22 protein-coding genes and 1 tRNA gene are annotated in these 26,804 nt (G+C 64.7%); 12 read left to right on the top strand and 11 right to left on the bottom strand.

What is annotated here, in order from left to right; all coding sequences use genetic code 11:
- Window positions 1-49: 49 nt before the first annotated feature.
- From LSO07_RS24790 to LSO07_RS24775, 4 genes are all read right to left on the bottom strand, one after another.
- Window positions 50-1,600, bottom strand: coding sequence for a class I SAM-dependent methyltransferase (locus LSO07_RS24790; protein WP_151096866.1), 1,551 nt, complete (start codon window positions 1,598-1,600; stop codon window positions 50-52).
- A 70-nt stretch (window positions 1,601-1,670) separates the two neighbouring features.
- Window positions 1,671-2,474 (bottom strand): hypothetical protein, encoded by an 804-nt coding sequence (locus LSO07_RS24785; protein WP_151096865.1) that lies wholly within the window; start codon window positions 2,472-2,474, stop codon window positions 1,671-1,673.
- 124 nt (window positions 2,475-2,598) lie between these two features.
- Entirely contained in the window at window positions 2,599-3,867 is a 1,269-nt protein-coding gene (gene purD / locus LSO07_RS24780) for a phosphoribosylamine--glycine ligase (protein WP_151096864.1), read from the bottom strand.
- 58 nt (window positions 3,868-3,925) lie between these two features.
- On the bottom strand, window positions 3,926-4,651 hold the full coding sequence (locus tag LSO07_RS24775) for a YebC/PmpR family DNA-binding transcriptional regulator (protein ID WP_034786485.1): 726 nt from the start codon (window positions 4,649-4,651) through the stop codon (window positions 3,926-3,928).
- 155 nt (window positions 4,652-4,806) lie between these two features.
- Here LSO07_RS24775 and LSO07_RS24770 point away from each other — a divergent pair, with 155 nt between their 5' ends.
- From LSO07_RS24770 to LSO07_RS24755, 4 genes are all read left to right on the top strand, one after another.
- Window positions 4,807-7,278, top strand: coding sequence for an alkaline phosphatase D family protein (locus LSO07_RS24770; RefSeq protein WP_151096863.1), 2,472 nt, complete (start codon window positions 4,807-4,809; stop codon window positions 7,276-7,278).
- A 118-nt stretch (window positions 7,279-7,396) separates the two neighbouring features.
- Window positions 7,397-8,317: a DMT family transporter gene (locus tag LSO07_RS24765; protein WP_151096862.1), complete on the top strand. Its 921-nt coding sequence runs from the start codon at window positions 7,397-7,399 to the stop codon at window positions 8,315-8,317.
- Between the two features lie 29 nt (window positions 8,318-8,346).
- Entirely contained in the window at window positions 8,347-8,736 is a 390-nt protein-coding gene (locus tag LSO07_RS24760) for a methylglyoxal synthase (RefSeq protein WP_151096861.1), read from the top strand.
- A gap of 23 nt (window positions 8,737-8,759) precedes the next feature.
- Window positions 8,760-9,749 carry a quinone oxidoreductase family protein gene (locus tag LSO07_RS24755; protein ID WP_151096860.1) on the top strand — a complete coding sequence of 330 codons (990 nt, stop codon included), beginning with the start codon at window positions 8,760-8,762 and terminating at the stop codon, window positions 9,747-9,749.
- 169 nt (window positions 9,750-9,918) lie between these two features.
- Here LSO07_RS24755 and LSO07_RS24750 read toward each other — a convergent pair whose 3' ends face one another.
- Complete coding sequence (locus tag LSO07_RS24750) at window positions 9,919-10,548, bottom strand: DUF4136 domain-containing protein (RefSeq protein ID WP_092608134.1); 630 nt, start codon at window positions 10,546-10,548, stop codon at window positions 9,919-9,921.
- 197 nt (window positions 10,549-10,745) lie between these two features.
- On the opposite strand from LSO07_RS24750, the gene pepN reads away from it, so the two are divergent.
- The 4 genes from pepN to LSO07_RS24730 all read left to right on the top strand — a co-directional run bounded on the left by pepN (window position 10,746) and on the right by LSO07_RS24730 (window position 15,263).
- Window positions 10,746-13,400 carry an aminopeptidase N gene (gene pepN, locus LSO07_RS24745; RefSeq protein ID WP_151096859.1) on the top strand — a complete coding sequence of 885 codons (2,655 nt, stop codon included), beginning with the start codon at window positions 10,746-10,748 and terminating at the stop codon, window positions 13,398-13,400.
- Window positions 13,401-13,432: 32 nt separating this feature from the next.
- Window positions 13,433-14,434, top strand: a complete 1,002-nt coding sequence (locus LSO07_RS24740; protein WP_034747152.1) for a class 1 fructose-bisphosphatase — start codon at window positions 13,433-13,435, stop codon at window positions 14,432-14,434.
- A gap of 117 nt (window positions 14,435-14,551) precedes the next feature.
- A tRNA-Thr gene (locus LSO07_RS24735) sits at window positions 14,552-14,627 on the top strand.
- 195 nt (window positions 14,628-14,822) lie between these two features.
- Window positions 14,823-15,263, top strand: a complete 441-nt coding sequence (locus tag LSO07_RS24730; RefSeq protein ID WP_034786491.1) for a hypothetical protein — start codon at window positions 14,823-14,825, stop codon at window positions 15,261-15,263.
- Between the two features lie 7 nt (window positions 15,264-15,270).
- On the opposite strand, the gene LSO07_RS24725 is transcribed toward LSO07_RS24730, so the two are convergent.
- Together LSO07_RS24725 and LSO07_RS24720 are read right to left on the bottom strand one after the other, a co-directional pair.
- Window positions 15,271-16,365, bottom strand: coding sequence for a porin (locus LSO07_RS24725; RefSeq protein ID WP_151096858.1), 1,095 nt, complete (start codon window positions 16,363-16,365; stop codon window positions 15,271-15,273).
- A gap of 4 nt (window positions 16,366-16,369) precedes the next feature.
- Complete coding sequence (locus LSO07_RS24720) at window positions 16,370-18,244, bottom strand: amidohydrolase (protein WP_151096857.1); 1,875 nt, start codon at window positions 18,242-18,244, stop codon at window positions 16,370-16,372.
- A 248-nt stretch (window positions 18,245-18,492) separates the two neighbouring features.
- Between LSO07_RS24720 and LSO07_RS24715 the strand changes: the two genes are divergently transcribed.
- Entirely contained in the window at window positions 18,493-19,191 is a 699-nt protein-coding gene (locus tag LSO07_RS24715) for a YoaK family protein (protein WP_151096856.1), read from the top strand.
- An 8-nt stretch (window positions 19,192-19,199) separates the two neighbouring features.
- The gene (locus LSO07_RS24710; RefSeq protein ID WP_151096855.1) at window positions 19,200-22,274 is read left to right on the top strand and encodes a sensor histidine kinase; all 3,075 of its coding nucleotides are present in this window, start codon (window positions 19,200-19,202) and stop codon (window positions 22,272-22,274) included.
- Here the strand turns inward: LSO07_RS24710 and LSO07_RS24705 are convergent.
- The gene (locus LSO07_RS24705) at window positions 22,248-22,880 is read right to left on the bottom strand and encodes a response regulator transcription factor (protein WP_151096854.1); all 633 of its coding nucleotides are present in this window, start codon (window positions 22,878-22,880) and stop codon (window positions 22,248-22,250) included. The genes LSO07_RS24710 and LSO07_RS24705 overlap by 27 nt on opposite strands.
- Before the next feature lie 209 nt (window positions 22,881-23,089).
- Between LSO07_RS24705 and LSO07_RS24700 the strand changes: the two genes are divergently transcribed.
- Complete coding sequence (locus LSO07_RS24700) at window positions 23,090-23,776, top strand: hydrolase (protein ID WP_151096853.1); 687 nt, start codon at window positions 23,090-23,092, stop codon at window positions 23,774-23,776.
- A gap of 73 nt (window positions 23,777-23,849) precedes the next feature.
- Window positions 23,850-24,131 carry a XapX domain-containing protein gene (locus LSO07_RS24695; RefSeq protein WP_034786497.1) on the top strand — a complete coding sequence of 94 codons (282 nt, stop codon included), beginning with the start codon at window positions 23,850-23,852 and terminating at the stop codon, window positions 24,129-24,131.
- A gap of 12 nt (window positions 24,132-24,143) precedes the next feature.
- Here the strand turns inward: LSO07_RS24695 and LSO07_RS24690 are convergent, their stop codons facing one another.
- The 3 genes from LSO07_RS24690 to LSO07_RS24680 all read right to left on the bottom strand — a co-directional run bounded on the left by LSO07_RS24690 (window position 24,144) and on the right by LSO07_RS24680 (window position 26,689).
- Window positions 24,144-24,803, bottom strand: coding sequence for a response regulator (locus LSO07_RS24690; RefSeq protein ID WP_225317412.1), 660 nt, complete (start codon window positions 24,801-24,803; stop codon window positions 24,144-24,146).
- Window positions 24,800-25,543: a sensor histidine kinase gene (locus LSO07_RS24685; protein WP_151096852.1), complete on the bottom strand. Its 744-nt coding sequence runs from the start codon at window positions 25,541-25,543 to the stop codon at window positions 24,800-24,802. Before LSO07_RS24685 ends, LSO07_RS24690 begins: the two co-directional genes overlap by 4 nt.
- Before the next feature lie 165 nt (window positions 25,544-25,708).
- Complete coding sequence (locus tag LSO07_RS24680) at window positions 25,709-26,689, bottom strand: alpha/beta fold hydrolase (RefSeq protein ID WP_151096851.1); 981 nt, start codon at window positions 26,687-26,689, stop codon at window positions 25,709-25,711.
- Window positions 26,690-26,804 lie beyond the last annotated feature (115 nt).

The following is a 26,804-nucleotide window of genomic DNA, read 5'->3' as shown; positions in this document are numbered from 1 at the left end:
TTGAGGCTGGCCGGGAAGCGCTGCGTGGCCAGCTTCCCGGCATTGCCGGCTACAGCATGCGCAGCTGCTTGAGCACGGGTAATTTGTCGCGCAGGAATTCGTCGATGGCCGCATTGAGCAGCAGCTGGTGCTCCTGTTCGTCGGCGCATGCCGTGCCATCCTTGAGCAACCGGCGCCCGCAGCGCGCCATGGCACTGGCGGCCTGCGCCTGCAGGCGGGCCAGGTCCGGCGGTTCGAGGTCCTGGGTCAGCACGGAAAACAGCAGCCTGTCGAGGAATTCCGTGTCGATGCCGCTACCCGTCAAGGGAGAGCACAGGGGGCGGTAGTCGTCGCCGTAGCGGATCTGCGCGGCGATACCTTGGTTCAGGCGGTGCGCCGTGACGCCGCCACTGTCGGCCTGCGAGTCGCCCCTGAAATACATGACCACCTGGCTGCCCGTGACCAGCATAGCCGCCACTTCCGCCAGGCTGTGCAGGCTTTGATCGTGCAGGGTGTCGAGTGCGGCCAGTTCCGCCAGGTTATGTGGACGCCGCGCCAGCGCGTCGCAGACGGCGCCGTAGACTTGTTCGTTGCCCGTCACGGTGCCGGCCTTGGTCTGGAAGGAAAAGACCATTTGCTCGCGTGGCACCAGCATGGCCAGGTGGACGCCGGCCAGACATTCGGCCTGGCGCACCACGCCCATGCGGCGCGCGCCGCGCACCAGCACGTCCTTGCGGAAGCTGGTATTGAAAAAATAGTCCTTCATCGTTTCGCGCATCGCTGCGTCGGGCAGCAAGTCGATGGTGGCCTGCTGTTCGGCATTCAGGTACAGCTCGGGAAAGGTGAAATGCAGGTCGGACGAGCCGGCGAAATCGAGCTTGGCGCGTGCCACGTCGCGCATCACGTCGGCGTGGTACAGCGGTTCCCAGTTCTGGTTCAGGTACTCGTGCACGCTGTAATGGGGATCGCTTTCAATAAGCTTATCGAGGCGCGGCGCCAGCGCGGGATTGGCCGTGATATAGCCGGCCTGCAGGTTCTGCAACTGCTGCACGTAGGCGATGCCGGCCTGCATTTGCATCTCGCTGCGGCCTGGGAAGTGGGCGGCAAACTCCAGCAGCAGGCGTTGCAGGGGCAGGGCGGAGCTCCATCCTGGCATGGCGTTATAGCTGAGCGAGACGATGCCGCCCGGTTTCAGGTAGCGCGCGATGAAGTCGACGATATGCTGGCGGTTCTCGCGGCTGACCCAGGTGTAGATGCCATGCAGGGTGATGAAGTCGAACTGCGGTAGCCCGTCCACGCGGCCCTGCGCCAGTTCCTCGAAGCTGTTTTCCAGCAGGGTCAGGTTGTCCAGCTGGGCCGTCGCTGCCAGGGTGCGCGCGCCGGCGACATGGGCCGGGTTGAAGTCATTGCCGTAGAAGCGCCCATTCGAGTTGGTGGCGGCCAGCACCATGAGCGTCAGGCCACGGCCAAAGCCCAGCTCGAAATAATTGTAGGGCTGATCCAGCGGCACCGGCTCGATGCCGTTGAGGATGCAGCTGAAATTGAGGTGATGCGGACTCAAGTCGCTGTAAAAACCGTTGGTGTACTCGATATCCGACACGTATCCTTCATTCCAGGCCATGGCTTCCCCGCATTGGTGGCAAAACGGCAGTATGCCATCATGACCACCGGTGCGGGAAGTGCGCTGTGTTTCAGCGCGCCGGCGGCGTGGCGTCGTCCTGCACGACGGTGATGGACAGGTCCGGCGCGGCGCCGGGTAGGCGCGCACTCTCGACTGCTTGCGCGGCGCGCGGCTGCAGGTCAGGCCGTTCGATGTCCTGACCGGCGGCGGGAGAGGGCTGCGGCCTGGAGGTGATGGAGCGACCGGCAACGGCTAATACCGCCACCAGTAGTAGCACGGCCATCACCCATGTTCCCGGGCGCGCATAAGCGGGACGCTTGCGGCGGGCCTGTTGCGCGACGCCCTCGACGATGATGCGGCCCAGCTCCGAGCCGCGCTGGCGGGTGCGCAGGCGCAGTGCCTCGAATTGGGGCGCGGACAAGGTGCCCTGCCGTAGCATGGCGCGCAAGGCCGCGACCGGCGAGGCAAGCAGGCGGTCCGCCGACAAACTGGCGTGCGCGGCGTCGCGCTGCCACTGGTCGATCAGATCCTCGTCGTACAGGGTGTCGATGGCCTGGCCATTGACCAGCTTTAGCGCCTCAGTTGCCAGTTGCTGGCGCTCGAGCAGGGCCGCGCCACCATGCTGGCGCGGCAGGTCGCTCACCCGCTGAAAAAACGCGTCCTGTGGCAGCAGGTCCGTGAGCAGCAGCCATGCCAGGGTGTCGACGAGTCCCGCGCCAGCGGCCAGTTTCGGCACGTCGATATCCTCTTCTTCGTTATGCTTGCGCTGCAGTTCGATGATCTCCAGTTCGGCGATGGCGTCGTCGAGTTCATCGTTCGTGATCAGACCGAGCTGGCGTACCTGGGCGAGGGCGGGATGGAGTTGGTTGGGCATGGGCAGCAATTTTGTCTGGAAGACAAAATCTTAGCGCAAAGCCAGCTTTTTCGGCGCGCCTATGCAAACGGGGCCGGGGCGGATGCATTCCGCGCCGGCCCGCCGTGTGATCGTTATGGGGCGATCAATGCTTCAAACCGCGCCAGCCGATGTCGCGGCGGTACTGGGCGCCGTCGAAATGGATTTTTTCCACGGTTTCATACGCCTGCTTCTGCGCCATCTTGATGCTGTCGCCCAGGCCCACCACGCACAGCACGCGGCCGCCGTTGGTGACCAGGCGTTCGCCCTCGATGCGGGTGCCCGCATGGAAGGTGACGGAATCGACGGTTTCGGCCGGGATGTCGCCGATGGACGTGCCCTTGACAGGATCGTCCGGGTAGCCGGCGGCAGCCATGACGACGCCGACGGCCGTGCGGCGGTCCCATTCCAGTTCCACGGCGTCGAGCGTGCCGTTGACGGCGTGCTCCATGACGGTGACCAGGTCGGTTTTCAGGCGCGCCATGATCGGCTGCGTTTCCGGGTCGCCCATGCGGCAGTTGAATTCCAGCGTCTTTGGCGTGCCCTTGTCGTCGATCATCAGGCCCGCGTACAGGAAGCCCGTGAACGTGATGCCATCCTTGGCCATGCCCTGGATGGTCGGCACGATGATTTCGCGCATGACGCGCGCATGCATGGCCGGCGTGACGATAGGCGCCGGCGAATACGCGCCCATGCCGCCCGTGTTCGGGCCCTGGTCGTGGTCTTTCAGGCGCTTATGGTCCTGGCTGGTGGCCAGCGGCAGGATGTTCTTGCCGTCGCACATGACGATGAAGCTCGCTTCTTCGCCGGCGAGGAATTCCTCGATGACGATGCGCGCGCCGGCGTCACCGAACTGGTTATCGGACAGCATCATGTCGACCGCCTGGTGCGCTTCTTCCAGGGTCATGGCTACGACGACGCCCTTGCCGGCGGCCAGGCCATCGGCCTTGATGACGATGGGCGCACCCATGGCGTCGATGTAGGCGTGCGCGGGAGCGACGTCGGAAAACGTCTGGTAGGCGGCTGTCGGGATGCCGTGGCGCTGCATGAAGGCCTTGGCGAAGTCCTTCGACGATTCCAGCTGCGCCGCTTCTTTCGTCGGGCCGAAGATTTTCAGGCCGCGCGAGCGGAACAGATTGACGATGCCCGCCGCCAGCGGCACTTCCGGACCGACGACCGTGAGGCCGATGTGTTCCTGTTGAACGAAATCGGCCAGCAATTGCGGGTCGCTGATGTCGAGATTGACCAGGCGCGCATCGCGCGCGGTGCCGCCATTGCCCGGCGCGACATACACCATCTGTATGCGTTCGGACTGGGCCAGTTTCCAGGCCAGGGCGTGTTCGCGGCCGCCAGAGCCGACTACCAGAATTTTCATAGGTACCGTTCGTTCAATGTGGGTTGCAGGGCGGCGGTGCCGCCCTTGATGTTGTTGCTTAATTCTCGATCAGGGCATTCGTAAACACTTCCTGGACATCGTCCAGCAGTTCCAGCGCATCGATCAGCTTTTGCATCTTGATGGCGTCGTCGCCCGCGTACACGGTTTCCGTCGCCGGCTTCATGATGACTTCGGCCACTTCGGCCTTGAAGCCGGCCGCTTCCAGCGCTTCCTTGACGGTAGCGAAATCGTGCACGGGAGTGACCACTTCGAAGCCGCCTTCTTCATCGGCGATGACGTCGTCGGCGCCCGCTTCCAGTGCCGCTTCCATCAGCTTGTCTTCGTCGGTGCCCGGCGCGAACAGCAGCTGGCCGCAGTGTTGGAACATGAAGGCAACCGAGCCTTCATTGCCCATGTTGCCGCCATTCTTGTTGAAGGCGTTGCGCACTTCGGCCACCGTGCGCACCTTGTTGTCGGTCATGCATTCGACGATGACGGCCGCGCCGCCCACGCCGTAGCCTTCGTAGCGCACTTCCTCGTAGTTGGCGCCGTCGACGCCGCCGCTGCCGCGGTTGATCGCGCGCTGGACGTTGTCTTTTGGCATGTTCGCATCGGCCGCCTTGTCAACCGCCAGGCGCAGGCGCGGATTGGTGATGGCATCGGCGCCGCCCATGCGGGCCGCGACCGTGATTTCCTTGATCAGGCGCGTCCAGATTTTGCCGCGCTTGGCATCGGTGGCAGCCTTTTTATGCTTGATGTTGGCCCATTTGCTATGTCCTGCCATGTCGAATCTTCCTTAGACGGGTGTTCAATTGTGGCCGACATTTTAGCATATCGGCCCCCTGCGAAGCGGCATGGCCCCGTCATCAGGATGACACAATCTGTTGCTAAAGTGACGCGCTTTCACCATATCGAGGGCGCGACATCATGGCAAGTCAAATGGATAGGCGGCAATTTCTGAAATTGGGCGGCTTTATCACGGTCTCCGTGGCGACCGCCGGCCTCGCCGCCTGCGGCAGCACCGATTACAGCGATCCTGGCGTGCCGCTGGCCTCGGGCAGCGACTGGAAATTCCCGCAAAGCGTGGCCTCGGGCGACCCGCGCGCCGACAGCGCCATGCTGTGGACGCGCGTCGTGCCCGCCAGTTTCGATGCCGTCGCGCCCGCCGTGGCCGGCAAGGACGAGGTTGCCGTGCGCCTGATCGTCAGCGTGAGCGACAATACAGCCGCGCTGGGCAGCAACACGGCCCTGGCCGGCACGCCCATCGTCGATGCAAAATTGCCGCTGAAAGCCGATTTCGACAATACGCTGCGCCACAAGGTGACGGGCTTGCAGCCGGGCCAGGTGTATTTTTACCAGTTCATCGCCGGCGACGTGCGTTCGAACGTGGGCCGCTTCAAGACGGCGCCCGCCGCCACGGCCGACGTGCCGCAGCTGCAGTTCGCCTACCTGACGTGCCAGGACTGGAGCATCAACCACTGGGGCGCGCTGTCGCACATCGCCGCCAATGAAAGCCTGGATTTCATCGTCCACCTGGGCGATTACATCTATGAAGCGGTGGGCGAGGCCTTCCAGAGCGGCGCCGTGGAAAGTCGCCACGACCAGCTGAAACTGCCAGACGGCACGTATAAAAGCGGCACGTCCGGCTCGAAATATGCCACTACGGTGGCCGATTACCGCTACCTGTACAAGAAATACCGCACCGATGCACGCCTGCAAGCGGTGCATGAACGCTTTGCCTTCATCGCCATCTGGGATGATCACGAATTCACGGACGACGCCTGGCAGGACGCGTCCACCTACGAGGGCATCGTGGCCGCCGACGGCAGCGATTTGCACCAGCCGGCCCGCCGCCGCAGCGCCAACCAGGCGTGGTTCGAATACATGCCGGCCGACGTCACGTTCGATGCCGCCGCGACAACGTTCCAGAACATCCAGATCTACCGCGATTTCCAGTTCGGCAAACTGATGCAGCTGGTGATGACGGACGAGCGCCTGTACCGCGCCGACCATGCGATCGCCGAGTCGACCATCAATCCCGCCACGGGCAAGCCGCTGGGCAGCATCGGCAGCCGCTACCTGGTGCCGCAAGCGCTGTTCGACAGCGTGGAAGGGCAGAAGATGGCCACCGCCACGAAGGCCGGCGCCGACCCGCTGGCGGCCGTCGGCATGCTGGGCACGACCCAGCGCGACTGGTGGAAAAGCAAGATGAAGGCAGCGACCTCTACCTGGAAGCTGTGGGGCAATGAAGTGTCGCTGCTGCGCATGGGCTTGAATGGCACGGATGCGATCGCCACCTTGCTGGCCCTGAGCGCCATGGCGAACGTGGGCAAGGCCATCGCCAGCACCCTGCCTTTGGTGGGTGGCAGCGTGCCACTGGCCTCCAGCATCGTGGCCGCTTCGACGGCAGGCGCATCGGCGACCGTGGCGCAAGCGGCGGCCATGGCGATTGCCGCTGCGCCAGCCAATGCCGGCGCGCAGGGCGCCGCTGCCGTGGGCGCCGGCTTGAGCGCGGCCCAGGCCGGCATCACGGTGGCTGCCTACAACAGCGGCTCGCTGGCCGCCGCCGCGCAAGTGATCGCCTTCGGCTGGATCAAGCCCGACGTGCAGGCCAAGGGTGCGGCATCGAGTTTTGTCGCCGCTTCCGGCCAGCAGGCCGCGCTGGCGCCATTCTTCACGCGCTTCCTGCTCAATTGCGACCAGTGGGATGGCTACAACAGCGAGCGCAAGAATCTGATGGCGCACCTGAAAAACAATGCCATCGGCAACGTGGTGGCGATTACCGGCGATATCCACTCCTTCTTTGCGGGCACGGTCAGCGACGATTTCGACGCCGCCGGCGGCGGCACGCCCGTCATGGTGGACCTGGTGTCGGCTGGCGTGAGCTCCGATTCCTTCTTCAGTTACCTGAAATCGGCCGCCGGCAGCATGGGCGACATCGGCACCCTCGTCAGCTATCCGCTGGCCATTCCCGTCACGGGCCTGGGCACGGTGAATCTCGACATCAATCTGCTCGACTACACCATGGGCAAGGCGGCGGCCACCATCGACAGCCTGCTGGAGCAATTGCGCGTGCAGCTGCGCGGCGCCCTGGCCGCCAAGGGCGTGCCGGAGGCGCAGCTCGAAGCCACGGTAGCTGCCGTGCAGGCCGGCTTGAAAGCGAGCACTGACTTCAGCGCGACCCTGCTGGGCCTGGCGCAGCAATTGTCCGGCCTGGGCAACAACCCGTGGATCAAGCATTTGAATACGGATGCGCAGGGCTACACGGTGGTCACTTTGACGCCGGGCAAGCTGGTGGCGCAGTTCAAGCAGGTAAATAAACTGATCGGCACGGCGGCACCAGGCAACGTGATTGCGCGGGTGACGACGGCGACGGTGACGGCGGGCGCGGCGGCGGTGGTGGTGTCTTAAAATTATTTATTAAACGTCAAGCCCAAAGCAAGGGCTGGGGTCAGACCCTCAGGGTCCGACCCCGTTTTTTGCCGTCGGGCTTATCAGCCGCCTGTCGCTTTTGCCTTACAATCTGGAGATGAGCTCCAGTTCCCCGCAAGCAACCCCTGCATCTATTCCCCGTTCCGTCTACCTCGGTGGCCTGGCCATCGCCGTGGGCGGGGCGGTGCTGTTTTCCACCAAGGCCATCGTCGCCAAGCTGCTGTACCGCTACCAGATCGATGCCGTCACCCTGATCGCCTTCAGGATGATTTTCTCGCTGCCCGTATTCGCCGTCATCGCCTGGTGGAAGATGCGCACGGAGCCGCCGCTGTCGACCAGCGACCGCTGGCGCCTCGTCGGGCTGGGCCTCGTCGGCTACTACCTGTCCAGCTATCTGGACTTTCTTGGCTTGCAATACATTTCCGTGGGCCTGGAGCGGCTCATTTTGTTCCTTACGCCCACCTTCGTGCTGCTGATTACGACCGTGTATTTCAAGCAGCGCATCAGCCGCCTGCAGTGGCTGGCACTATTCACGTCCTACTGCGGCATCGTGCTGGTGTTCGTGCACGACTTGCAGGGCGGCGCCAGCAATGTGGCGCTGGGATCGACTCTCGTGCTGGGTTCGGCTTGCGCGTATGCCGTGTATCTGCTGGGCTCAGGTGAACTGGTCAAGCGCATCGGCTCGATGCGCCTGGTTAGCTATGCGATGTGCGTGGCCAGCTTTGCCTGCATCTTTCAATTCTTCATCCTGCGTCCCGTCGAGCTGCTGATCCAGCCCATGCCCGTGTATGGCTTGTCTTTGCTGAACGGCATCTTTTGCACGGTGATGCCCGTCTTCATGACGATGATCGCCGTCGAGCGCATCGGCGCGCCCGTCGCCTCGCAAGCGGGCATGATAGGCCCCGTGTCGACCCTGTTCCTGGGCGCCATGATTCTCGATGAGCCGATCACCAATTGGCAACTGGCTGGCACCAGCCTGGTCTTGGCCGGCATCTACTTGCTGTCGAAAAAGAAATAATTCCTCCACCCACTGAAATGGTCCTCACCATGAAAACACGTATCGCCCTGATTGCCCACGACAAGAAAAAAGATGACATGATTACCCTGGCGGGCGAATACCTGGACTTTTTGAAGGGTTGCGAACTGTCGGCCACGGGCACCACGGGCGGCCGCCTGATCAACGAACTGGGCCTGGCGGTCGAACGCAAGCATTCCGGTCCGTTCGGCGGCGACTTGCAGATCGGCTCGCTGCTGGTGGAAGGCTTGATCGATTGCGTGATTTTCCTGCGCGACCCGATGACGCCGCAGCCGCACGAGCCGGACATCAACGCCCTGGTGCGCGCCTGCGACGTGCACAACGTGGCGTGCGCGACGAATCTGTCTTCGGCGCACCTGGTGCTGTCGCAGTTGCAGGCGCGGGCCGGCGCGGCCGCCTGATTCCCCCAGACAAGGAGATGAGCATGAGTGCAACGATTACCACCAAGGCCATCCGCGTACAGCGCGTGGGCGGCCCGGACGTGATGGAATACGTGGACGTGGAACTGCCGCCGCCCGGCCCCGGCGAGGCGCGCGTGAAACATGAGGCCATCGGCCTCAATTTCATCGACGTGTATTTCCGCACGGGCCTGTACCCGCAGCCGCTGCCCAATGGCCTCGGTGTCGAGGGGGCGGGCATCGTCGAGGCAGTGGGCGAGGGCGTCACGGAAGTGAAAATCGGCGACCGGGTGGCGTATGCGGCGCGCATCAATGGTGCGTATGCGCAGCAGCGTAACTTGCCGGCGGCCCTGCTGCTGGTGTTGCCCGAGCGCATCGCTTTCGATACGGCCGCCGCCATGATGCTGCAAGGCTTGACGGTGCAATACCTGTTCCACCGCACGGTGGCCCTGAAGGCGGGCGATACCATCCTGTTCCACGCGGCCGCGGGCGGCGTGGGCCTGATCGCCTGCCAGTGGGCGAAAGTGCTGGGCGTGAACCTGATCGGCACGGCCGGTTCCGATGAAAAGGCGGCGCTGGCCAAGGCGCATGGCGCCGCCCACGTCATCAACTACAACACGGAAAACTTCGTCGAGCGCGTGCGCGAGATCACGGGCGGCAAGGGCGTCTCCGTGGTGTACGATTCCATCGGCAAGGATACGTTTACGGGTTCGCTCGACTGCCTGGCGCCGCTGGGCATGATGGTCAGTTTCGGCAACGCGTCCGGTCCCGTGCCGGCCTTCACCCTCAGTGAACTGGCGTCGCGCGGCTCGCTGTTCCTCACGCGCCCGGCCCTGTTCAGCTATGCCTCGAACCGCGCCAACCTGGAAGAAATGGCCACCTCGCTGTTCGGCGTCGTCAGCAGCGGCGAAGTGCAGATCGAGATCAACCAGCGCTACAGCCTGGCCCATATCGCCCAGGCGCACACGGACCTGGAAGGGCGCAAGACGACCGGTTCCACCATCATCGTGCCATGAGCGGCGGCAATGACGGCACGCCGAAGTTCGGCCGCCTGCTGATCGTGCTGTTATTGGCCGTCGCCCTGATCGGCGCGCTGACCATTGCGGCAGAAGCGTATTATTCGTAGGCATAAAAAAACCGGCTGGCGCATCGCTGCACCAGCCGGTTTTTTGTATTGCCACGTAACTATTCTACCTTGACTTCCACCTTGCGGGGAACGCCGCTTTGTCCGGGGAAGTCGGCAAAGGCGCTGGCGACCATGGCGGGCATTACTTGCGACGTGGCGCGCTTGTTGCTGGTCGATTGCACGGTCACGTCGTACAGTTTCTTGCCGTTGCGGTCATTGATCGTCACGCGCAATTCGCGTTCGTATTTGTGGCGCACGCTTTCTTCCATGTCCATCGGACCATACCAGTAGGGGTTGTAGCCAAAGCGGCCATAGCCTGGCCACGCGCCGTAGCGGTAGCCGTAGCGGCCAGGCCAGTAGCCGGGGCCATACCAGAATGGATCGGACGCCTGCAGCACGCGCTCAGGATAGTCGACGGTGGAAAACTGCATCGCCACGCGCAGATTGGCTGCCGCAGGGCCGGAAGCTTCGCCGAAGCCGTGCTTGGCCAGTTCCGCGCGCACCAGGTTCTGGTAGCTGCGGTATTCCAGCGTGTCGTTTTCCGCCGCTGGCGCTTCAAACGCATACGATTTGTCCTGCAATTGCGCAGGCCACTCGTGGAAGACGGTGACGTCGCTGCGTATGGTGGTGGCGCATCCGGTCAGCAACACGGTCAATGCGGCCATCATGATGGTGAGATAACGTTTCATTGCATGACCTCCTGATAGTAGACACAATTCATCGCTTAGTATTATAAGAATAGTTCTATTTGTTTCTATTCATTATTACAGAATGTTACCGAGCATGTTGGCGTGTAAGGGAATCCAACATTCCTGGCCTGAATCGCGACTATCGGGGGCTGGTGTTGGTAAAATAGGCTTTTGCCTCCGCTCCCACCCAAATCCCTATGCGCACAGACAGCCCTCAGACGATTTACCGCAAAGATTACACGCCGCCCAGCTTCCTGGTCGACAGCGTCGAACTTGGTTTCGATCTCGATCCCGCCCGCACAGTGGTGGCGAGCCGGATTCGCATGCGCCACAACCCGGCCAGCACCAGCCGCAGCATCGAATTGCACGGCGAACATATTGAACTGGTGCAAGTCCGCCTGAACGGCAAGCTGCTCAAGCCGTCGCAGTACAAGCTGACGGCCAGCATGCTGACCATTCCCAAGGCACCGGACGATGTTACGCTCGATATCGAAACCGTGCTGGCGCCGCAGGACAATACCTCGCTGTCCGGCCTGTACGTGTCGAACCATAATTTCTTCACGCAATGCGAGGCCGAAGGCTTCCGCCGCATCACCTTCTTCCCGGACCGCCCGGACGTGATGGCCAAGTACACGGTCATGCTGCGCGCCGACAAGGAGCAATATCCGGTACTGCTATCGAACGGCAACCTGATCGAAGAGGGCGACCTCGGTGACGGCCGCCATTACGCCAAGTGGGAAGACCCGTTCAAGAAGCCGTCCTACCTGTTCGCCCTTGTCGCCGCGCGCCTGGTGTGCCAGGAAGAGCGCTACACCTTGAAGTCGGGCCGCGAAGTGCTGCTGCAAGTGTGGGTGGAAGACGGCAACCTCGATAAGACCGACTACGCCATGCAGTCGCTGAAAAACTCGATCCGCTGGGACGAGGAGCGCTTCGGCCTGGAACTGGACCTGGACCGCTTCATGATCGTCGCCGTGGGCGACTTCAACATGGGCGCCATGGAAAACAAGGGGCTGAACATCTTCAATACCAAGTATGTGCTGGCCAATGCGCGCGTGGCGACCGACGTCGATTACGCGGGCATCGAAGCGGTGGTGGGCCATGAATACTTTCATAACTGGACCGGTAACCGCGTGACGTGCCGCGACTGGTTCCAGCTGTCGCTGAAGGAAGGCTTGACGGTGTTCCGCGACCAGGAATTCTCGGCCGACATGATCGGCACGGATACGGGCCGCGCCGTCACGCGCATCGACCAGGTGCGCACCCTGCGCCAGGCGCAGTTCCCTGAAGACGCGGGCCCGATGGCCCACCCCGTGCGTCCCGATTCCTTCGTCGAGATCAATAACTTTTATACGGTCACGATCTACGAAAAGGGCGCCGAAGTGGTGCGCATGTACCAGACCCTCGTGGGCCGCGACGGCTTCCGCAAGGGCATGGACCTGTATTTCGAGCGCCACGATGGCCAGGCCGTCCAGTGCGACGACTTCCGCGCCGCCATGGCCGATGCGAATGGCCGCGACTTCAGCCAGTTCGAGCGCTGGTACAGCCAGGCCGGCACGCCTGTCGTCACCGCTTCCACGCGCTATGATGCCGCCAGCCAGACGTTCGAGCTGACCCTGGCGCAAAGCTGCCCCGCCACGCCGGGCCAGCCGAAGAAACTGCCGTTCCACATTCCCGTCACCGTCGGCCTGCTGGCTGCCGATGGCGGCGACCTGCCGCTGTATGTGGATGGCGTGGCATCGAACGGCGCCACCAGCGTCGTGCTGGAATTGACGCAGGCGTCGCAGACTTTCCGCTTCACGAATGTGACGCAAGCCCCCGTGCCGTCGCTGCTGCGCGACTTTTCCGCGCCCGTGGTGCTCGAATACGGCTATACCGACGCCGAACTGCTGCACCTGTTCCGCCACGACAGCGATCCCGTGAACCGCTGGGAAGCGGGCCAGCGCCTGGCCATGGAGCGCCTGCTGAAACTGACCGGCGCCGTCGCCGCAGGCGAAGCGCTGGCGCTGGACGACACCTTCATCGAAGCGCAGCGCGCCCTGCTGGCCGATGAAACGCTCGATCCTGCCTTCCGCGAGCTGGCCCTGATCCTGCCGTCGGAAACCATCATCGCCGAGCGCCTGGCGCAAGTCGATCCGCAGGCCATCCATGCGGCGCGCCAGTTCATGCGCCGTACCATCGCTGCCGCGCTGAAACCTGAGCTGCTGGCGCAATACCACGCCAACCAGACGCCGGGCGAGTACAGCCCGGACGCGCTGTCGGCCGGCAAGCGCGCGCTGAAAAACCTGGCCCTGTCGTATCTGCTGATTGCGCCCGCAGCGGCGGAGCTGGACCTGGCGCGGCTGCAGTTCGACAATGCAGGCAACATGACGGACCGCGCCGCGGCACTGGCGGCGCTGATTCATTCCGGCTCGCAGCCGCATGCGCAGGCGGCCCTGGCCAGCTTCTATGGCGATTTCGAGAACGAGGCGCTGGTGGTCGACAAGTGGTTCGCCATGCAGGCGGCCGCGCCAACGACCGATGTGCAAGCCGTGCGTCAGCTGATGACGCATCCGGCCTTCACCCTGAAAAACCCGAACCGCGCGCGCAGCCTGATCTTCAATTTCACCAACGCCAATCCGTCGCAATTCCATGCGGCTGACGGCAGCGGCTATGCCTTTTGGGCCGAACAAGTCATCGCGCTCGACGCGCTGAACCCGCAAGTGGCGGCCCGCCTGGCGCGCTCCATGGACCGCTGGCGCCGTTACGTGCCTGCGCTGCAAAGCCACATGCGCGAGGCGCTGGAAAAAGTCGCCGGCCAGGCCAGCCTGTCGAATGACGTGATGGAAGTCGTCAGCAAGGCATTGGCCAATTAACACCGCAATAATCATCAAAACAGAGGGATTTCATGAAACGCATCAGTCTTACGCAATACCTGGTTGAAGAGCAGCGCTCGAACAACAGCATTCCGGCCGAACTGCGCCTGCTGATCGAAGTCGTCGCGCGCGCTTGCAAAACCATCAGCCACGCTGTCGGTAAGGGCGCGCTCGGTGAAGTGCTGGGCACGGCCGACACGGAAAACGTGCAGGGCGAAGTACAGAAGAAACTCGACATCATCTCCAACGAGATCTTGCTTGAAGCGAATGAATGGGGCGGCCACCTGGCGGCCATGGCGTCGGAAGAGATGGAATCGATCCACCCGATCCCGAACCGCTATCCGAAGGGCGAATACATGCTGCTGTTCGACCCACTGGATGGTTCCTCGAACATCGACGTCAACGTCTCCATCGGCACCATCTTCTCGGTGCTGAAAGCGCCGGACGGCATGGGTCAGCCGACCGAGCAGGACTTCATGCAGGCGGGCAGCAAGCAGGTGGCGGCCGGCTATGCCGTGTACGGCCCGCAAACCATGCTGGTACTGACCTTCGGCAATGGCGTGAACTGCTTCACCCTGGACCGCGAGATGGGTTCGTGGGTCCTCACGCAAAGCAATATGCAGATTCCGCCGACGACGAAGGAATTCGCCATCAACATGTCGAACGCGCGCCACTGGCATCCGCCCGTGAAACGCTATGTCGATGAACTGCTGGCCGGCGACACGGGCCCGCGCGGCACCAACTTCAACATGCGCTGGATCGCTTCGATGGTGGCCGACGTGCACCGCATCCTGAACCGCGGCGGCATCTTCATGTACCCTGCCGACCTGCGCGATACGTCGATGCCGGGCAAGCTGCGCCTGATGTACGAAGCGAATCCGATGGCCTTCATCGTCGAGCAAGCCGGCGGCGCAGCCACCGACGGCCAGCAGCGCATCATGGACATCGCCCCGCACAAGCTGCACCAGCGCGTGCCCGTCTTCCTCGGCTCGAAAGACGAAGTGGCCCGCGTGACCGCCTACCACGCGGAGTAAAAAGCCGCACTTTTCCACGATTTTCAGCGGCCCGCAGCCGGGCCGCTAAAAAAATGCAAAAAAAGTTCGCGTTGACACTAGCAAATTTTGTGCATTGTTTGTAGAATGTGGGTCTTCGCCGTTGTAGCTCAGTTGGTAGAGCAGCACATTCGTAATGTGAAGGTCGCCAGTTCGATTCCGGCCAACGGCACCAAGTTTCATCAGAAAACCCGCTTGCTTGCAAAAGTCAGCGGGTTTTTTGTCGTCCTCGATTTCAGCGCCATGGCTGACGGGACCAATCTGTATTGGAAGCCGGCCGCGAGCTCGAACCCGGGCGCGGTGCTCCGCCGGCATATACGTCTGCAGGCTACAATATTGCATTGGCTTTTACATCAGCGGAACTTTACCCATGCCCGAAAAACTGTCCCAGTACCTGGCCTCGCTCGACGCCTACGATGGCGATGCGCCACCCGTGATTGATCTCGATCTCTACTTTGCAGGCAATACCGACGAAGAGTCGATCGCGCCGAACCAGTGGGGCTATGGCCGCCCGCCGATTGCGCAGCTGTATGAAAGGTTCCGCGAGATCGCCGCCAGGCCGGACGTGGAAAAGGTGCTGGTCGGCTTGCACCAGGATTGGTGCGACTATGGCGAGGCGGACGTGGACGCGAAACGTTTTCCGCCTGCGGAAAACGTGCATATCTTCACGTCCGCACGCCAGGACGAGGTGGAGCGCTGGATCGCCGGCATGGAAGCCGACGGCGTCATCCCCGGCTGGCCTTACGGCAAGCCCGACAACGCTCCTGACCCGTCACAGGGCTATACCGTGCTGTCGGTCTGCTGGGACTGAGCGCCGCTCAGAAGTTGTGCCTGATCCCCAGCGCCACGCCCGACATGGTGGCGCCCGCCCTGCCTGTTTCGTGTCCCAAGCTGTTGATGGCAAAGTCGGCGATGCCGTGGCGGCCGTTGGCCAGGCGCGTGTAGTAGGCATACAGGCTGCTGCGTTTCGACAGCTGGTAGTCGTAGCCGGCGGTGGCGTGGGTGGCGCCCGTACCGGCTCCCGCGCGCACGGTGCCGATGCTTTCCAGCGCGCCGCCGCTGGCGCTTTGGGCATGCGCCAGGCCGAAACGCAGGCCGTGGCGGCCGAACTGGCGCGTGGCGGAAAAGTAGGCCGTGCGCCGGCGCAGCTGGCCCGTGGCCGTGGCGTAGCGCAGGCTTTCCAGTACCACAGCCAGCTGCGTGGCGCTGTCGACGCGCCAGGCCAGGGCCAGCTTGCTGCCACGGTCGGAGAGTCCGCGTCCCTGATAGTCGTGGTGTGCCTCATGCGCCAGGGTGGCGTATAGGGCGCCGCCATCGTAGAGCAAGGCGGCCGAGGTCAGTGCCGGATGCGCGCCGCTGGCGGGTCGTTCTTCCGCCATGCCGCGCGCCACGCGCAGCGACCAGCCTTGCCACTGCGGCGTCCAGTAATGCACGCTGTTTTGCTGGCGCCGGTCGAAGGAATACGTGTTGCTGGTATTGCTTTCGGTGGCGCCCGCGCCGTTGCCCATCAGGCTCATGTAACCGGCCGTGGTGGGGTAGAACGGGTCGAGCGCGGACGTGGCGCTGTTGTAGGGCAGGGTCCAGTTGCCGGCAAAGAGCGTACCCCACGGTCCGGCTATACCGACGCGCGTGTCGCGCGCGGCGATTGATCCTGCGCCCGTATCGGGCGACAAGGTGCCCTCGACCTGGAACAGCGCCTGCCAGCCGCCGCCCAGGTCTTCGCCGCCGCGAAAACCGAGTACCGAGCGGTTGTTGGACAGGCGCTGTACGCTGTCGCCGCTGGCGGACGAGTGCATCGCTTCGAGCGCCACGTTCAGGCGGCCGTACAGCTGCACATTGTCCTGTGCCGCGGCGGGCAGGGCAGCCGCCAGCGCGAGCGCGCCGGCCGCCAGCAGGGGCAATCGCGTCAGCATGGCCTCAGAACGCAAAGCAGCTGCACCCCAGCGCGCCCCAGAAGCCGGAGTGGCTGGAGACGGGCACGGAACTCTTGCGCGCCACGTCATGGGCGTGGGCGTGCACGCCGCAGGCGCCCTGGCACTGGTGCTGTTGCATCACGCTGCTCTTTTGCGGCGGCGCGGACCGGTAGTGGCCGGCCACGTTTTTCACGGGCGACCAGTCGGGCAATACGGGGATAGGAGGCGGCGCCAGATTGGCAAATTCCGCCTGGCCGTAGACGATCTTGCCGCCGACGATGGTGAGCACCGATTCGATGGACTTGATCGCCTCTTCAGCTATGCTGAAAAAATCCGCGCTCAGCACGGCCAGGTCGGCCAGCATGCCTTCCTGGATGCGGCCCTTCTTGCCTTGCTCGCTGGAGAACCAGGCGCTACCCGCCGTCCACAGTTCCAGCGCCGTGTCGCGCGACAAGCGGCTGCCCGCGTCGTACAGGCGCAAGCCGCCCACGGTGCGGCCCGACACCAGCCAGTACAGCGCCGTCCACGGGTTGTAGCTGGCGACCCTGGTGGCGTCGGTGCCGCCGCCTACCGGCACGCCCGAGGCAAGCATGCGCGCGATCGGCGGCGTGGCCTTGGCTGCTTCGGCACCGTAGCGGTCGACAAAGTACTCGCCCTGGAAAGCCATGCGGTGCTGGATGGCGATGCCGCCTCCCAGCGCCTTGACCCGGTCGATGTTACGCGGCGTGATGGTTTCGCAGTGGTCGAACATCCAGTGCAGGCCGTCGAACGGGATATCGCGGTTGACCTTTTCAAATACCGTCAGCATGCGGTCGATCGATTCGTCATAGGTGGCGTGCAGGCGGAAGGGCCAGCGTTTGGACACCAGGTGGCGCACGACCTTTTCCAGTTCGTCGTCCATGCCGGGTGCCAGGTCCGGGCGCGGTTCGAGGAAATCCTCGAAGTCGGCGGCGGAAAATACCAGCATTTCGCCGGCGCCGTTATGGCGGTAGTAGTCGTCGCCCTGGCCCGGCGTGACCATCTCCGTCCATTTTTCAAAATCCTCCAGTTCGCGGCCCTTGTTTTGCGTGAACAGGTTGTAGGCGATGCGTATCGTCAGCTGCTCTTTTTGCGCCAGTTCCTCGACCACCGCGTAGTCTTCCGGATAATTCTGGAAGCCGCCGCCCGCGTCGATGGCGCTGGTCAGGCCGAGGCGATTGAGTTCGCGCATGAACTGGCGCGTGGAGTTGACTTGCAATTCTCGCGGCAGGGTCGGACCCTTGGCCAGGGTCGCATATAAAATCATGGCGTTTGGACGGGCGATCAGCATGCCAGTGGGGTTGCCGGCAGCGTCGCGCACGATTTCGCCGCCCGGCGGGTTCGGCGTGTTCTTGTCGTAGCCGACCACGCGCAGGGCGGCGCGGTTCAGCAGGGCGCGGTCATACAGGTGCAGGATGAAGACAGGGGTGTCGGGCGCGGCCGCGTTGATTTCATCGAGGGTCGGCATGCGCTTTTCCGCGAACTGGAATTCGTTCCAGCCGCCCACCACGCGCACCCATTGCGGATTCGGCGTGCGCAAGGCTTGCTCCTTGAGCATGCGCAGGGCGTCGGCCAGCGAAGGCACGCCTTCCCAGCGCAATTCCAGGTTGTAGTTCAAGCCGCCGCGGATCAGGTGCAGGTGCGAGTCGTTCAGGCCGGGAATGACCGTGCAGCCACCCAGGTCGATCACGCGGCTGTCGGGCGCGCGGTGGCGCATGACGTCTTCAAGATCGCCCACGGCGAGGAATTTGCCGTCGGCGATGGCCACGGCGCTCGCTTGCGGGCAGCTTTTATCGACGGTATGGAAGCAGCCATTGAGCAGGATCAAGGGTGCGGCGGCGGGGAGGGTGTGTTCTGGCATGGTGCAGCTCCATGGTTGCGGTGCAGGGGGAGGGGGCCGGCGTGCGCGGCGCGAAAGTCACGTCGGCCAGTGTAGCGGACGTCCCGCGCTTGAACACGGGCCAAAAGATCAGGTGGCGCGTCGCGCACTGGCCGAATGGCGGGGGCGGCGGCCGGCCGCATGGCTTACCATGCAGGCAGCGGCGCCGGGGCGCTTCCCTGGCGCGTTTTTCGTTTTTTAGTGCATTGCACGGTATCAGGAGTCATTCGATGGATCAGCCACCACATAGCCGTTTATACGGCACCAGCCTGGGCTTTTTGGCCGGGTATGTCGATACCCTGGGCTTTATCGCCCTGTTCGGCCTGTTTACGGCCCATGTCACGGGCAACTTCGTGCTGATCGGCGCCGCCCTGGCCGAACCGACGCGCATCCCCATCCTGCTGAAAATCCTTGCTTTTCCCGCCTTTATCGCGGGCATCGTCGTCACGCGCCTGATGGTGCTGGCCATCGAGCGCCGCGGCGGTCCGGCGCTGACGCTGGCCTTCCTGCTGCAATGGATCTTGCTGGCCGGTTTCATGGTGTTTGGCGTGCTGGCCGAGCCGGTCGGCAAGGATGCCAGTTCCATGGCCATGGCGGCAGGCTTGCTGGGCACGGCCGCCATGGGCGTGCACAGCGCCACCAGCCGTCTGCTGCTGGCACACCTGGCGCCGACCTCCATGATGACGGGGAACGTGACGCAGATCGTGCTCGACACCGTCGATGTGCTGCGCGGCGCGGCCGACGAGGGCACGCGCGCGCGCTGCGGCAAGTTCTTCTGGCCGCTGCTGGCCTTTGCGCTGGGCGCCATCGCTGCCGGCTTTGGCTACTTGGTCTTCGGTTTCGCGGCGCTGGCCGTGCCGCTGGTGCTGCTGGGCGGCCTGATCGTCGTGGAGCAGCGTAGCGGTCGGACCGCCGTGCCCGTGTCCTGACAGCCGCCATGCGCGCCTTCCTGCTGTGGCTGATGTTCATGCTGGCCAGTCCTTGCGGGCTGGCCATCGATGCCGCACGCGGCATCCATCAACTGCAGCACACGCGCTGGACGGCCAGTGACGGCGCGCCCGACGATATCATCGTCATGGCACAGGGTAATGACGGTTTCCTGTGGCTGGGCACGCATGCAGGCGTGCGCCGTTTCGACGGCCTGCGCTTCGAGCCCGTGCGCGCGCGCCAGGGCAGCTTTCCCGACACGGTGGCGCTGGCGCTCAAGCGCGCCGCCGACGGCGGCATGTGGATAGGCTGGCAAGTGGGCGGCATCAGCCACGTCAAGGATGGCGTGGTGCGCAATTACGCCGAGCCCCAGGGCGTGCCGGCGGGCGCCATCTGGGGCTTTGCCATCGGCGGTGACGGCGCCGTGTGGGCGGCCGGCGTGTCCGGCATCTCGCGCTTCGATGGCCGGCGCTGGCAGGCGCTGGGACCGGCGCAGGGCTACACGGCGCAAAAGGCGTCCGCCGTGTTTGCCGACCGCGATGGCCGCATCGCCGTGTTCAGTGAAAACGGCCTGTTCATGTGGCAGGCGACGCAGTCGCGCTTCGCGCCGCCCATCGGCCGGCTTGACCTGCGCGCGCCGCCGCAGCAGGGACCCGACGGCCGCATTTATTTGCTGGAGATGCGCGGCATCCGCATCATCGAGTCGCTGGAACGCTACGAGCAGCTCGATCATCGGTGGATCTACCGCGATACCAGCGGCACCAGCGGCAGCATGCTGGTCGATCGCGCCGGCACCTTGTGGTTCGACAGCCAGTACGGCTTGCACCGCACGCGCAGCAGCGGCGCGCTGGCGCCGGGACAGCTGGGCATCAGCAGCGACACGGAATCGTTCCTGCCGCGCGATGGCTTGAGCAATGTCCTCGTCGGCTCCATGTGCGACGACAATGAAGGCAATGTCTGGGTTGCCACGTACGGAGGCCTGGACCGTTTCCGTCAGGCCGCGCCAGTGGTCCTGCGTACGCGTGCCGCGCCCGGCGTGGCCGAAGTGTTCCGTACCCAGGAAATGCTGGCCGGAGCGGCAGGCGCGATGTGGCTGTCGCGCGATGACGTCCTGGGGCCGCTGCTGCTGGCGCGGGCCGACGGCACGGTGCTGCGCGCGCCGCGCCTGGGCCCCATCAGCGCCATCCTGGAAGCGCCGGGCGGCCTGTGGGTGGCGGCCCGCGCCGGCCTGCAGCAGCTGGCCGGCGAGGATGGGCGCGTACTGCGCACGATCGCCTATCCATCCGGCGCTGCCGCGGTCAAGCGCATGCGCGCCGGCGTGCTCGCGCCCGATGGCAGCATCTGGGGCGTGTTCAGCGGCGCCGGCGTTTTCCAGTATCGCGACGGGGCCTGGCGGCGCGAACCGCTGCTGCCCGATGGCGGCGCGAAAGTGCCGCTGGCGCTGCTGGCCGACGCGGCCGGGCGCCTGTGGCTATCGTATGCCGATGGCAGCGTCGCCATGCTGGAACGGGGGCGGCTGCACGCCTTCGGTCCCGCGCAGGGCCTGGACCTGGGCAAGATTCCCATGCTGATCGAATACCACGGGCAGGTGTGGGCGGGCGGGCAGCGTGGCGTGGCGCTGTGGCGCGGTGGCCGCTTCGTCACCCTGCGCAGCGAGCCGGCCAGCGCCACCGAGGGCGTGGTGGGCCTGCTGCGCGTGCGCGACGGCAGCCTGTGGCTCAATCACGGCAGCGGCGCCGCGCACATTCCCGCCGCGGAAGTGGACCTGGCGCTGCGCGACGCCGCCCATGCCATGCGCGCCACCTCGTACGACGCCGTCGATGGCTTGAACGGCAGCATCGGCATGCTGCACAACCGCTCGGTTGCCGAAGCGGACGATGGCAAGATCTGGTTTTCGCGCCAGAGCGCGACGTTCTGGATCGATCCGCGCCAGACGCTTGCTCCCTTGCCGGCACCACGCGTGGAAATCGGCGCGCTGCTGGCCGACGGCCGACGCGTCGATCCGCCCGCAAGCGCCGGCCTGCAGCTGGCGGCAGGCACGCGCGACGTGCAATTCCATTACAACGCCGCCAGTCTGGGCACGCCGGAGCGTTTGCAGTTCCGCTACCGGCTCGACGGCTACGATACACAGTGGCAGCAGGCGGGCGGCCGGCGCCTGGCGCAGTACACGGGCCTGGGGCCGGGCAGCTACCGCTTCGAAGTCATCGCGGCGAATGGCGACGGCGTGGCCAGCACGGTGGCGCAACTGCCGTTCCGCGTGCTGCCCGCCTTTTACCAGACCTGGTGGTTCCGCAGCCTGTGCGCGGCGGCGCTGCTGGCGGCCGCATACGGCGTTTGCCGCTGGCGGCTGGGCCAGCACGCCGCGCGCCTGCAGGCGCGGATGGAGGCGCAGCAGGCCGAGCGCGAGCGTATCGCGCGCGAGCTGCACGATACCCTGCTGCAGGGCACGCAGGCGATGATCCTGCACTTTCACAATGCCAGCATGGCCATCGCCGAGGATGATCCCGCGCGCGCCGCCATGCTGCGCGCGCTTGACGATGCCGACCGCATGCTGGGCGAGGGACGCGACCATGTGCACGACCTGCGCGCGGGCGACGATGCGGGCGCGCGCTGGAGCGCCATCCTGCGGCGCGAAGGCGAGCGTCTGGCGGCGCAGCACGGCATCGTGTTCCGCTATGCGGAGGAAGGCGAGGCGCGCATGCTGCATGCGCGTGCCGCGCATGAAATCTACCGCATCGCCAGCGAAGCGCTGCGCAATGCCTTCCAGCATGCGCGCGCGCAGGTGGTCGAGGTGGCGGTGCGCTATGCGTGCGGAGGCATCGAACTGCTCGTGCGCGACGATGGCCAGGGCTTGCCGCCGGTGGTCGCGGCGAACGGGCAGATTCCCGGACACTGGGGCATGCCCGGCATGCGCGAGCGCGCGGTGAAACTTGGCGCGCGCCTGACTGTGGGCGGGCGCGATGGGGGCGGCACGCAGTGGCGCCTGCGGGTGCCGGCGCGCCGCGCCTGGCCGGCGGAGCACGGCCCGCTGCGCCGCTGGTGGCAGCGCTGGCGCCGCTCAGGCGTCGAGGATGCCGCGCCGTAGCGCGATGGTGACGGCGTGGGTGCGGTCCCGAGCGCCCAGCTTGGCCAGGATGGTGCTCATGTGCGCCTTGACGGTTTCTTCCTTGATTTGCAGCAGGGCGCCTGTCTCGCGGTTGGAATTGCCTTGCGCAACCTGCTTGAGCACATCCAGTTCGCGGTTCGACAGCACGTCGCTGCAGGCATACAGCGCCAGTTCCGCCTCGATCTCGGGCGTGATGTGGCGCCGCCCTGCATGCACGTTCTGTATCGCCGCCAGCAATTCGTGGCGCAGCGCGCTTTTCAGCACATAGCCGCATGCGCCCGCGCGGATGGCGCGCAGCACCTGCGTGTCGCCCTTGTAGGTGGTCAGCACGATGATGCGCGCCTGCGGATGGCGTGCGCGGATGGCGCCGATGGCGTCAAGGCCGTTCATGCGCGGCATCTGCAAATCCATCAGCGTGACATCGGGCAGCAGCGCGTCAAACTGCTGCACCGCTTGTTGGCCATCGGTGGCCTGGCCCACCAGCGCCACGCCGGGAAAGGCGCGTAGCAGGGCCGCGATGCCGTCGAGCAGTAACTGGTGGTCGTCGGCAATGAGGACGCGTATCGGCGCCGTATCGCTGCGCATGATGTTGCCTGGCAAAGAGGAGTTATCGATCAAGAGTCGTCGGAGCATGGTGAGCAAAAGGTATTTTACCGCAGCGCCCGCCCTCCTGCAGGGGGCATTTCCCGGAGGCAGCCTGCATGCCAGCCTATATTTAGATAGTGGTGCGGGCACGCCGCCAGGCATACGATGCACGGCAGTACCCACTCAACCCTTTCTTCATGGATGACATCATGACCAATCCGAAACTGGAAGTCCTCACCCCCGATAATTGCCAGATCATCTTCATCGACCAGCAGCCGCAGATGGCGTTCGGCGTGCAGTCGATGGACCGGCAAGCGCTGAAAAACAATACCGTGGGCCTGGCCAAGGCCGCCAGGGTATTCAACATCCCCACCATCATCACCACCGTCGAAACGGAAAGCTTCTCCGGCCATACCTATCCGGAACTGCTGGACGTCTTCCCCGGCAAGGATATCCTCGAGCGCAGCTCGATGAACTCGTGGGATGACCAGAAGGTGCGCGATGCGCTGGCCGCCAACGGCAAGAAGAAAGTCGTCGTTTCGGGCCTGTGGACGGAAGTGTGCAACAACAGCTTCGCCCTGTGCGCGATGCTCGAAGGCGACTACGAAATCTACATGGTGGCCGACGCTTCCGGCGGCACTTCGAAGGAAGCGCACGATTACGCCATGCAGCGCATGATCCAGGCTGGCGTGGTGCCCGTGACGTGGCAGCAGGTGCTACTGGAATGGCAGCGCGACTGGGCGCACAAGGAAACCTATGACGCCGTCATGGCCATCGTGCGCGAACATTCGGGCGCCTATGGCATGGGTGTCGACTACGCCTACACGATGGTGCACAAGGCGCCGCAGCGCATCCATGGCGAACACGCCACCCTGGCGCCAGTGCCGGCCAAGTAAACGCCACGCGGCAGTGCCATGCGCCGCGCGCCTGACCGCGCGCGGCGTTTTTTTTCATCGAAAGGAATGCGCCATGAAGTTATATGTGATTTCGCTGGCGGTGGGTTTGCTGGTTGGCATTATCTACGCCGTCTTGCAGGTGCGCTCGCCGGCGCCGCCCGCCATTGCCCTGATCGGCCTGCTGGGCATGCTGATCGGCGAACAGATCGTTCCCGGCGTCAAGCGCCTGATGGCGGGAGAAGCCATCACCGTGTCGTGGCTGCGCAGCGAATGCGTGCCGAAGATCAGCGGCGTGGAAGCGAAGCCGACATTGGCCAAGGCCGAGCCGCAGCAGAAGGACGACAGCGCCGCCTGATCTTCCCGGCAGCTAGAACGCGCCCAGCAAGCCGCGCCGGGCGGCCACCGTGGCCGCCTCGGTGCGGCTTGATACGTTGAGCTTGGTCAAAATATTATTCACATGAAATTTGACGGTGCCCACCTCGATGCCGGCGCTGCGCGCGATCATCTTGTTGCTCTTGCCCGCTGACAGGTGCAGCAGGATGTCGTGCTCGCGTTTCGACAGGCGGTTTGCCTCGATGCGGCCGGCCTGCTGCGCGGCCAGTTCCGGCGGCAGGTAGTGCCTGCCGGCGGCCACCTGGCGGATGCACTGCGTCAGTTGCAGGAAGCCGGAATCCTTCAGCAGGTAGCCGCGCGCGCCGGCGCGCAATGCCCGGTGCACGCTGTCCTCGCCCTGGTAGGTGGTGAGGATGACGATCTTCGCTTGCGCGTCGTCGGCGCAGATGCGCTCGATCGCCTCGACGCCATGCATTTCCGGCATGTTCAAATCCATCAGCACCACGTCGGGCCGCAGTTGCCGGTACAGTTCCACGGCGGCGCTGCCCGTGCCGGCCTGGCCCAGCAGGAGTAAGCCAGGCAGTGACGCGATCAGCGAGGCCAGGCCGGCCAGGATCAGCGGGTGGTCGTCGGCGATCAGCAGGGTAATCGGCGGATCGGCCGGGGGCATGGTCGTGTGCATGGTTGTGCTCATGGCGCTGGCAAGGTGAAGTGGAAGACGCTGCCGTGGGGCGCGCCGGGCGCATGCCACAGGCGGCCGCCATGCGCGTCGAGGATGCGGCGGCAGATGGCCAGGCCCATGCCCATGCCGTCCGGTTTGCTGGAATACAGGGCGTGGTACAGGCGGCCGGCCGCCTGCGGCGCGATGCCGGCGCCATTGTCGGCAATGCTGAAGTGCTGCACGCTGCCATCCAGGCGCGAAGACAGCAGCACCGTGCGCGGCCGGCCGCCGGTGTCGCGCAGAGCCTCGATGGCGTTCATCAGCAGGTTCAAGATGACTTGCCGGAATTGCACCGGGTCGGCATGCAGCAGCGGGCGGCCCGGCGCCAGCTGCGTTTCCAGATGGATGGCGTGGCGTTGCAGTGGCGCGCGCAACAGGGGCAGCAGGTCCTGCACGGCGTCGTCGGCCACAAAATCATCGTGGCTGTCCGGCGAATTGCAGGCCAGGCCATGCACGCTGCGCAGCACGGCGCTGGCATGGCTGCCGGCACTGGCAACCAGGGCCAGCGCCGTGCGTGCCTCGTCGAGGCGGGGCGGATCGTGATCGAGCCAGCGCAAGGCTGCATCGGCATTGAGCGCGATGGCCGCCAGCGGCTGGCGCACCTCGTGCGCGACCGATGCGGCAAATTCGCCCATACCGTCCATGCTGCCCATGCGCTGCGCCTGCGCCGGGCCGGGGTCTTGCTTCTGAGGGAAATAATGCATGCTGGCCATCGCGGAACTCCTGTCGTTCGCTGCGGCGTATGCCGCGCTGCAACAAGTATGCACGGCGCATCAGGCAAGGCAGTTATACGAATGGGGGAGGCGGGCGGTTTTTTTTGCGCGGCGGGGAAGAGTAGCACCGCCGGGCTGGCCGGCGGTGCGGGAGGCGCAGAACGGTCAGGACTTGATAAAGGCCAGCAAGTCTTCGTTCAGGCGGTCCTTGTGGGTGGCCGGCAAGCCGTGCGGCGCGCCTTCATAGATGACCAGCCTGGCGTTCTTGAGGAGCTTGGCCGCAGCCTTGCCGGAAGCGTCGATCGGCACGATCTGGTCGTCGCCGCCGTGCACCACCAGGGTGGGCACGGAGATTTTCTTCAGGTCGGCCGTGAAGTCCGTCTCGGAAAACTGCTTGATGCAATCGTAGGCGTTCTTGATGCCGCATTGCATGCCCTGCAGCCAGAAAGTGTCGCGCATGCCTTGCGACACCTTGTTGCCGGGACGGTTGGCGCCGAAGAACGGCACCGTCAGGTCCTTGAAAAATTGCGAACGGTCGGCCAGCACGCCGGCGCGGATGCCGTCGAAGACGGACATCGGCAAGCCGCCGGGATTCGTCTCCGACTTGACCATCTGCGGCGGCACGGCGCCCACCAGCACGGCCTTGGCCACGCGCTTCTCGCCATGGCGGCCGATATAGCGCGCCACTTCGCCGCCGCCCGTCGAATGGCCGACCAGGGTCGCGCCCTTGATGTCGAGCGCGTCGAGCAGGGTGGCCAGATCGTCGGCATAGGTATCCATGTCATTGCCCTGCCATGGCTGGCTGGACAGGCCGTGGCCGCGGCGGTCGTGCGCGATTACGCGGTAGCCGTGGCTGGCCAGGAACATCATCTGGTCTTCCCAGGCGTCGCCTTGCAATGGCCAGCCGTGGCTGAAGACGACGGGCGTGCCGCTGCCCCAGTCCTTGAAGTGGATGACGGTGCCGTCCTTGACGGTGACGCTGTTGACGGTGAGCTTGCCTGGCGCGGCGGCAGCGGCAGCGGCTGGCTTGGCGGCGGCGCTGGCGCCACCGGCGGCCAGCAGGCCCGCGCCGGCGGCGACACCGGCGACGCTGACGAGCAGCTTGCGGCGGGATGTGACTTCTTCGGCTTCGATTTTCTTCGACATGATGCATTTCCTTCGGGGATGGGGGAGGGACCAGTTACGGCCTGAGCCAGTAATGGCATCGGCCAGTCTAGGCCTTCGCGCGCGCTGGCGCCTCTGCCAAAAGACCAGTCGCGCC

The sequence above is a fragment of the Janthinobacterium sp. PLB04 genome (assembly GCF_021165895.1).
GTDB lineage: Bacteria > Pseudomonadota > Gammaproteobacteria > Burkholderiales > Burkholderiaceae_D > Janthinobacterium > Janthinobacterium lividum.
This window is presented reverse-complemented; position numbering and strand designations above follow the sequence as displayed.

Bases quoted from the DNA above. Each gene is read 5' to 3' on its own strand.
- LSO07_RS24760 (WP_151096861.1), top strand. From the start codon at position 8,347: ATGAAAACACGTATCGCCCTGATTGCCCACGACAAGAAAAAAGATGAC.
- LSO07_RS24705 (WP_151096854.1), bottom strand. From the start codon at position 22,880: ATGCGCAGCGATACGGCGCCGATACGCGTCCTCATTGCCGACGACCAC.
- LSO07_RS24725 (WP_151096858.1), bottom strand. From the start codon at position 16,365: ATGCTGACGCGATTGCCCCTGCTGGCGGCCGGCGCGCTCGCGCTGGCG.
- LSO07_RS24755 (WP_151096860.1), top strand. From the start codon at position 8,760: ATGAGTGCAACGATTACCACCAAGGCCATCCGCGTACAGCGCGTGGGC.
- LSO07_RS24690 (WP_225317412.1), bottom strand. From the start codon at position 24,803: ATGAGCACAACCATGCACACGACCATGCCCCCGGCCGATCCGCCGATT.
- LSO07_RS24730 (WP_034786491.1), top strand. From the start codon at position 14,823: ATGCCCGAAAAACTGTCCCAGTACCTGGCCTCGCTCGACGCCTACGAT.
- LSO07_RS24700 (WP_151096853.1), top strand. From the start codon at position 23,090: ATGACCAATCCGAAACTGGAAGTCCTCACCCCCGATAATTGCCAGATC.
- LSO07_RS24785 (WP_151096865.1), bottom strand. From the start codon at position 2,474: ATGCCCAACCAACTCCATCCCGCCCTCGCCCAGGTACGCCAGCTCGGT.
- LSO07_RS24765 (WP_151096862.1), top strand. From the start codon at position 7,397: ATGAGCTCCAGTTCCCCGCAAGCAACCCCTGCATCTATTCCCCGTTCC.
- LSO07_RS24790 (WP_151096866.1), bottom strand. From the start codon at position 1,600: ATGGCCTGGAATGAAGGATACGTGTCGGATATCGAGTACACCAACGGT.
- LSO07_RS24710 (WP_151096855.1), top strand. From the start codon at position 19,200: ATGCGCGCCTTCCTGCTGTGGCTGATGTTCATGCTGGCCAGTCCTTGC.
- LSO07_RS24740 (WP_034747152.1), top strand. From the start codon at position 13,433: ATGAAACGCATCAGTCTTACGCAATACCTGGTTGAAGAGCAGCGCTCG.
- LSO07_RS24770 (WP_151096863.1), top strand. From the start codon at position 4,807: ATGGATAGGCGGCAATTTCTGAAATTGGGCGGCTTTATCACGGTCTCC.
- purD (WP_151096864.1), bottom strand. From the start codon at position 3,867: ATGAAAATTCTGGTAGTCGGCTCTGGCGGCCGCGAACACGCCCTGGCC.
- pepN (WP_151096859.1), top strand. From the start codon at position 10,746: ATGCGCACAGACAGCCCTCAGACGATTTACCGCAAAGATTACACGCCG.
- LSO07_RS24680 (WP_151096851.1), bottom strand. From the start codon at position 26,689: ATGTCGAAGAAAATCGAAGCCGAAGAAGTCACATCCCGCCGCAAGCTG.
- LSO07_RS24685 (WP_151096852.1), bottom strand. From the start codon at position 25,543: ATGGCCAGCATGCATTATTTCCCTCAGAAGCAAGACCCCGGCCCGGCG.
- LSO07_RS24715 (WP_151096856.1), top strand. From the start codon at position 18,493: ATGGATCAGCCACCACATAGCCGTTTATACGGCACCAGCCTGGGCTTT.
- LSO07_RS24750 (WP_092608134.1), bottom strand. From the start codon at position 10,548: ATGAAACGTTATCTCACCATCATGATGGCCGCATTGACCGTGTTGCTG.
- LSO07_RS24775 (WP_034786485.1), bottom strand. From the start codon at position 4,651: ATGGCAGGACATAGCAAATGGGCCAACATCAAGCATAAAAAGGCTGCC.
- LSO07_RS24720 (WP_151096857.1), bottom strand. From the start codon at position 18,244: ATGCCAGAACACACCCTCCCCGCCGCCGCACCCTTGATCCTGCTCAAT.
- LSO07_RS24695 (WP_034786497.1), top strand. From the start codon at position 23,850: ATGAAGTTATATGTGATTTCGCTGGCGGTGGGTTTGCTGGTTGGCATT.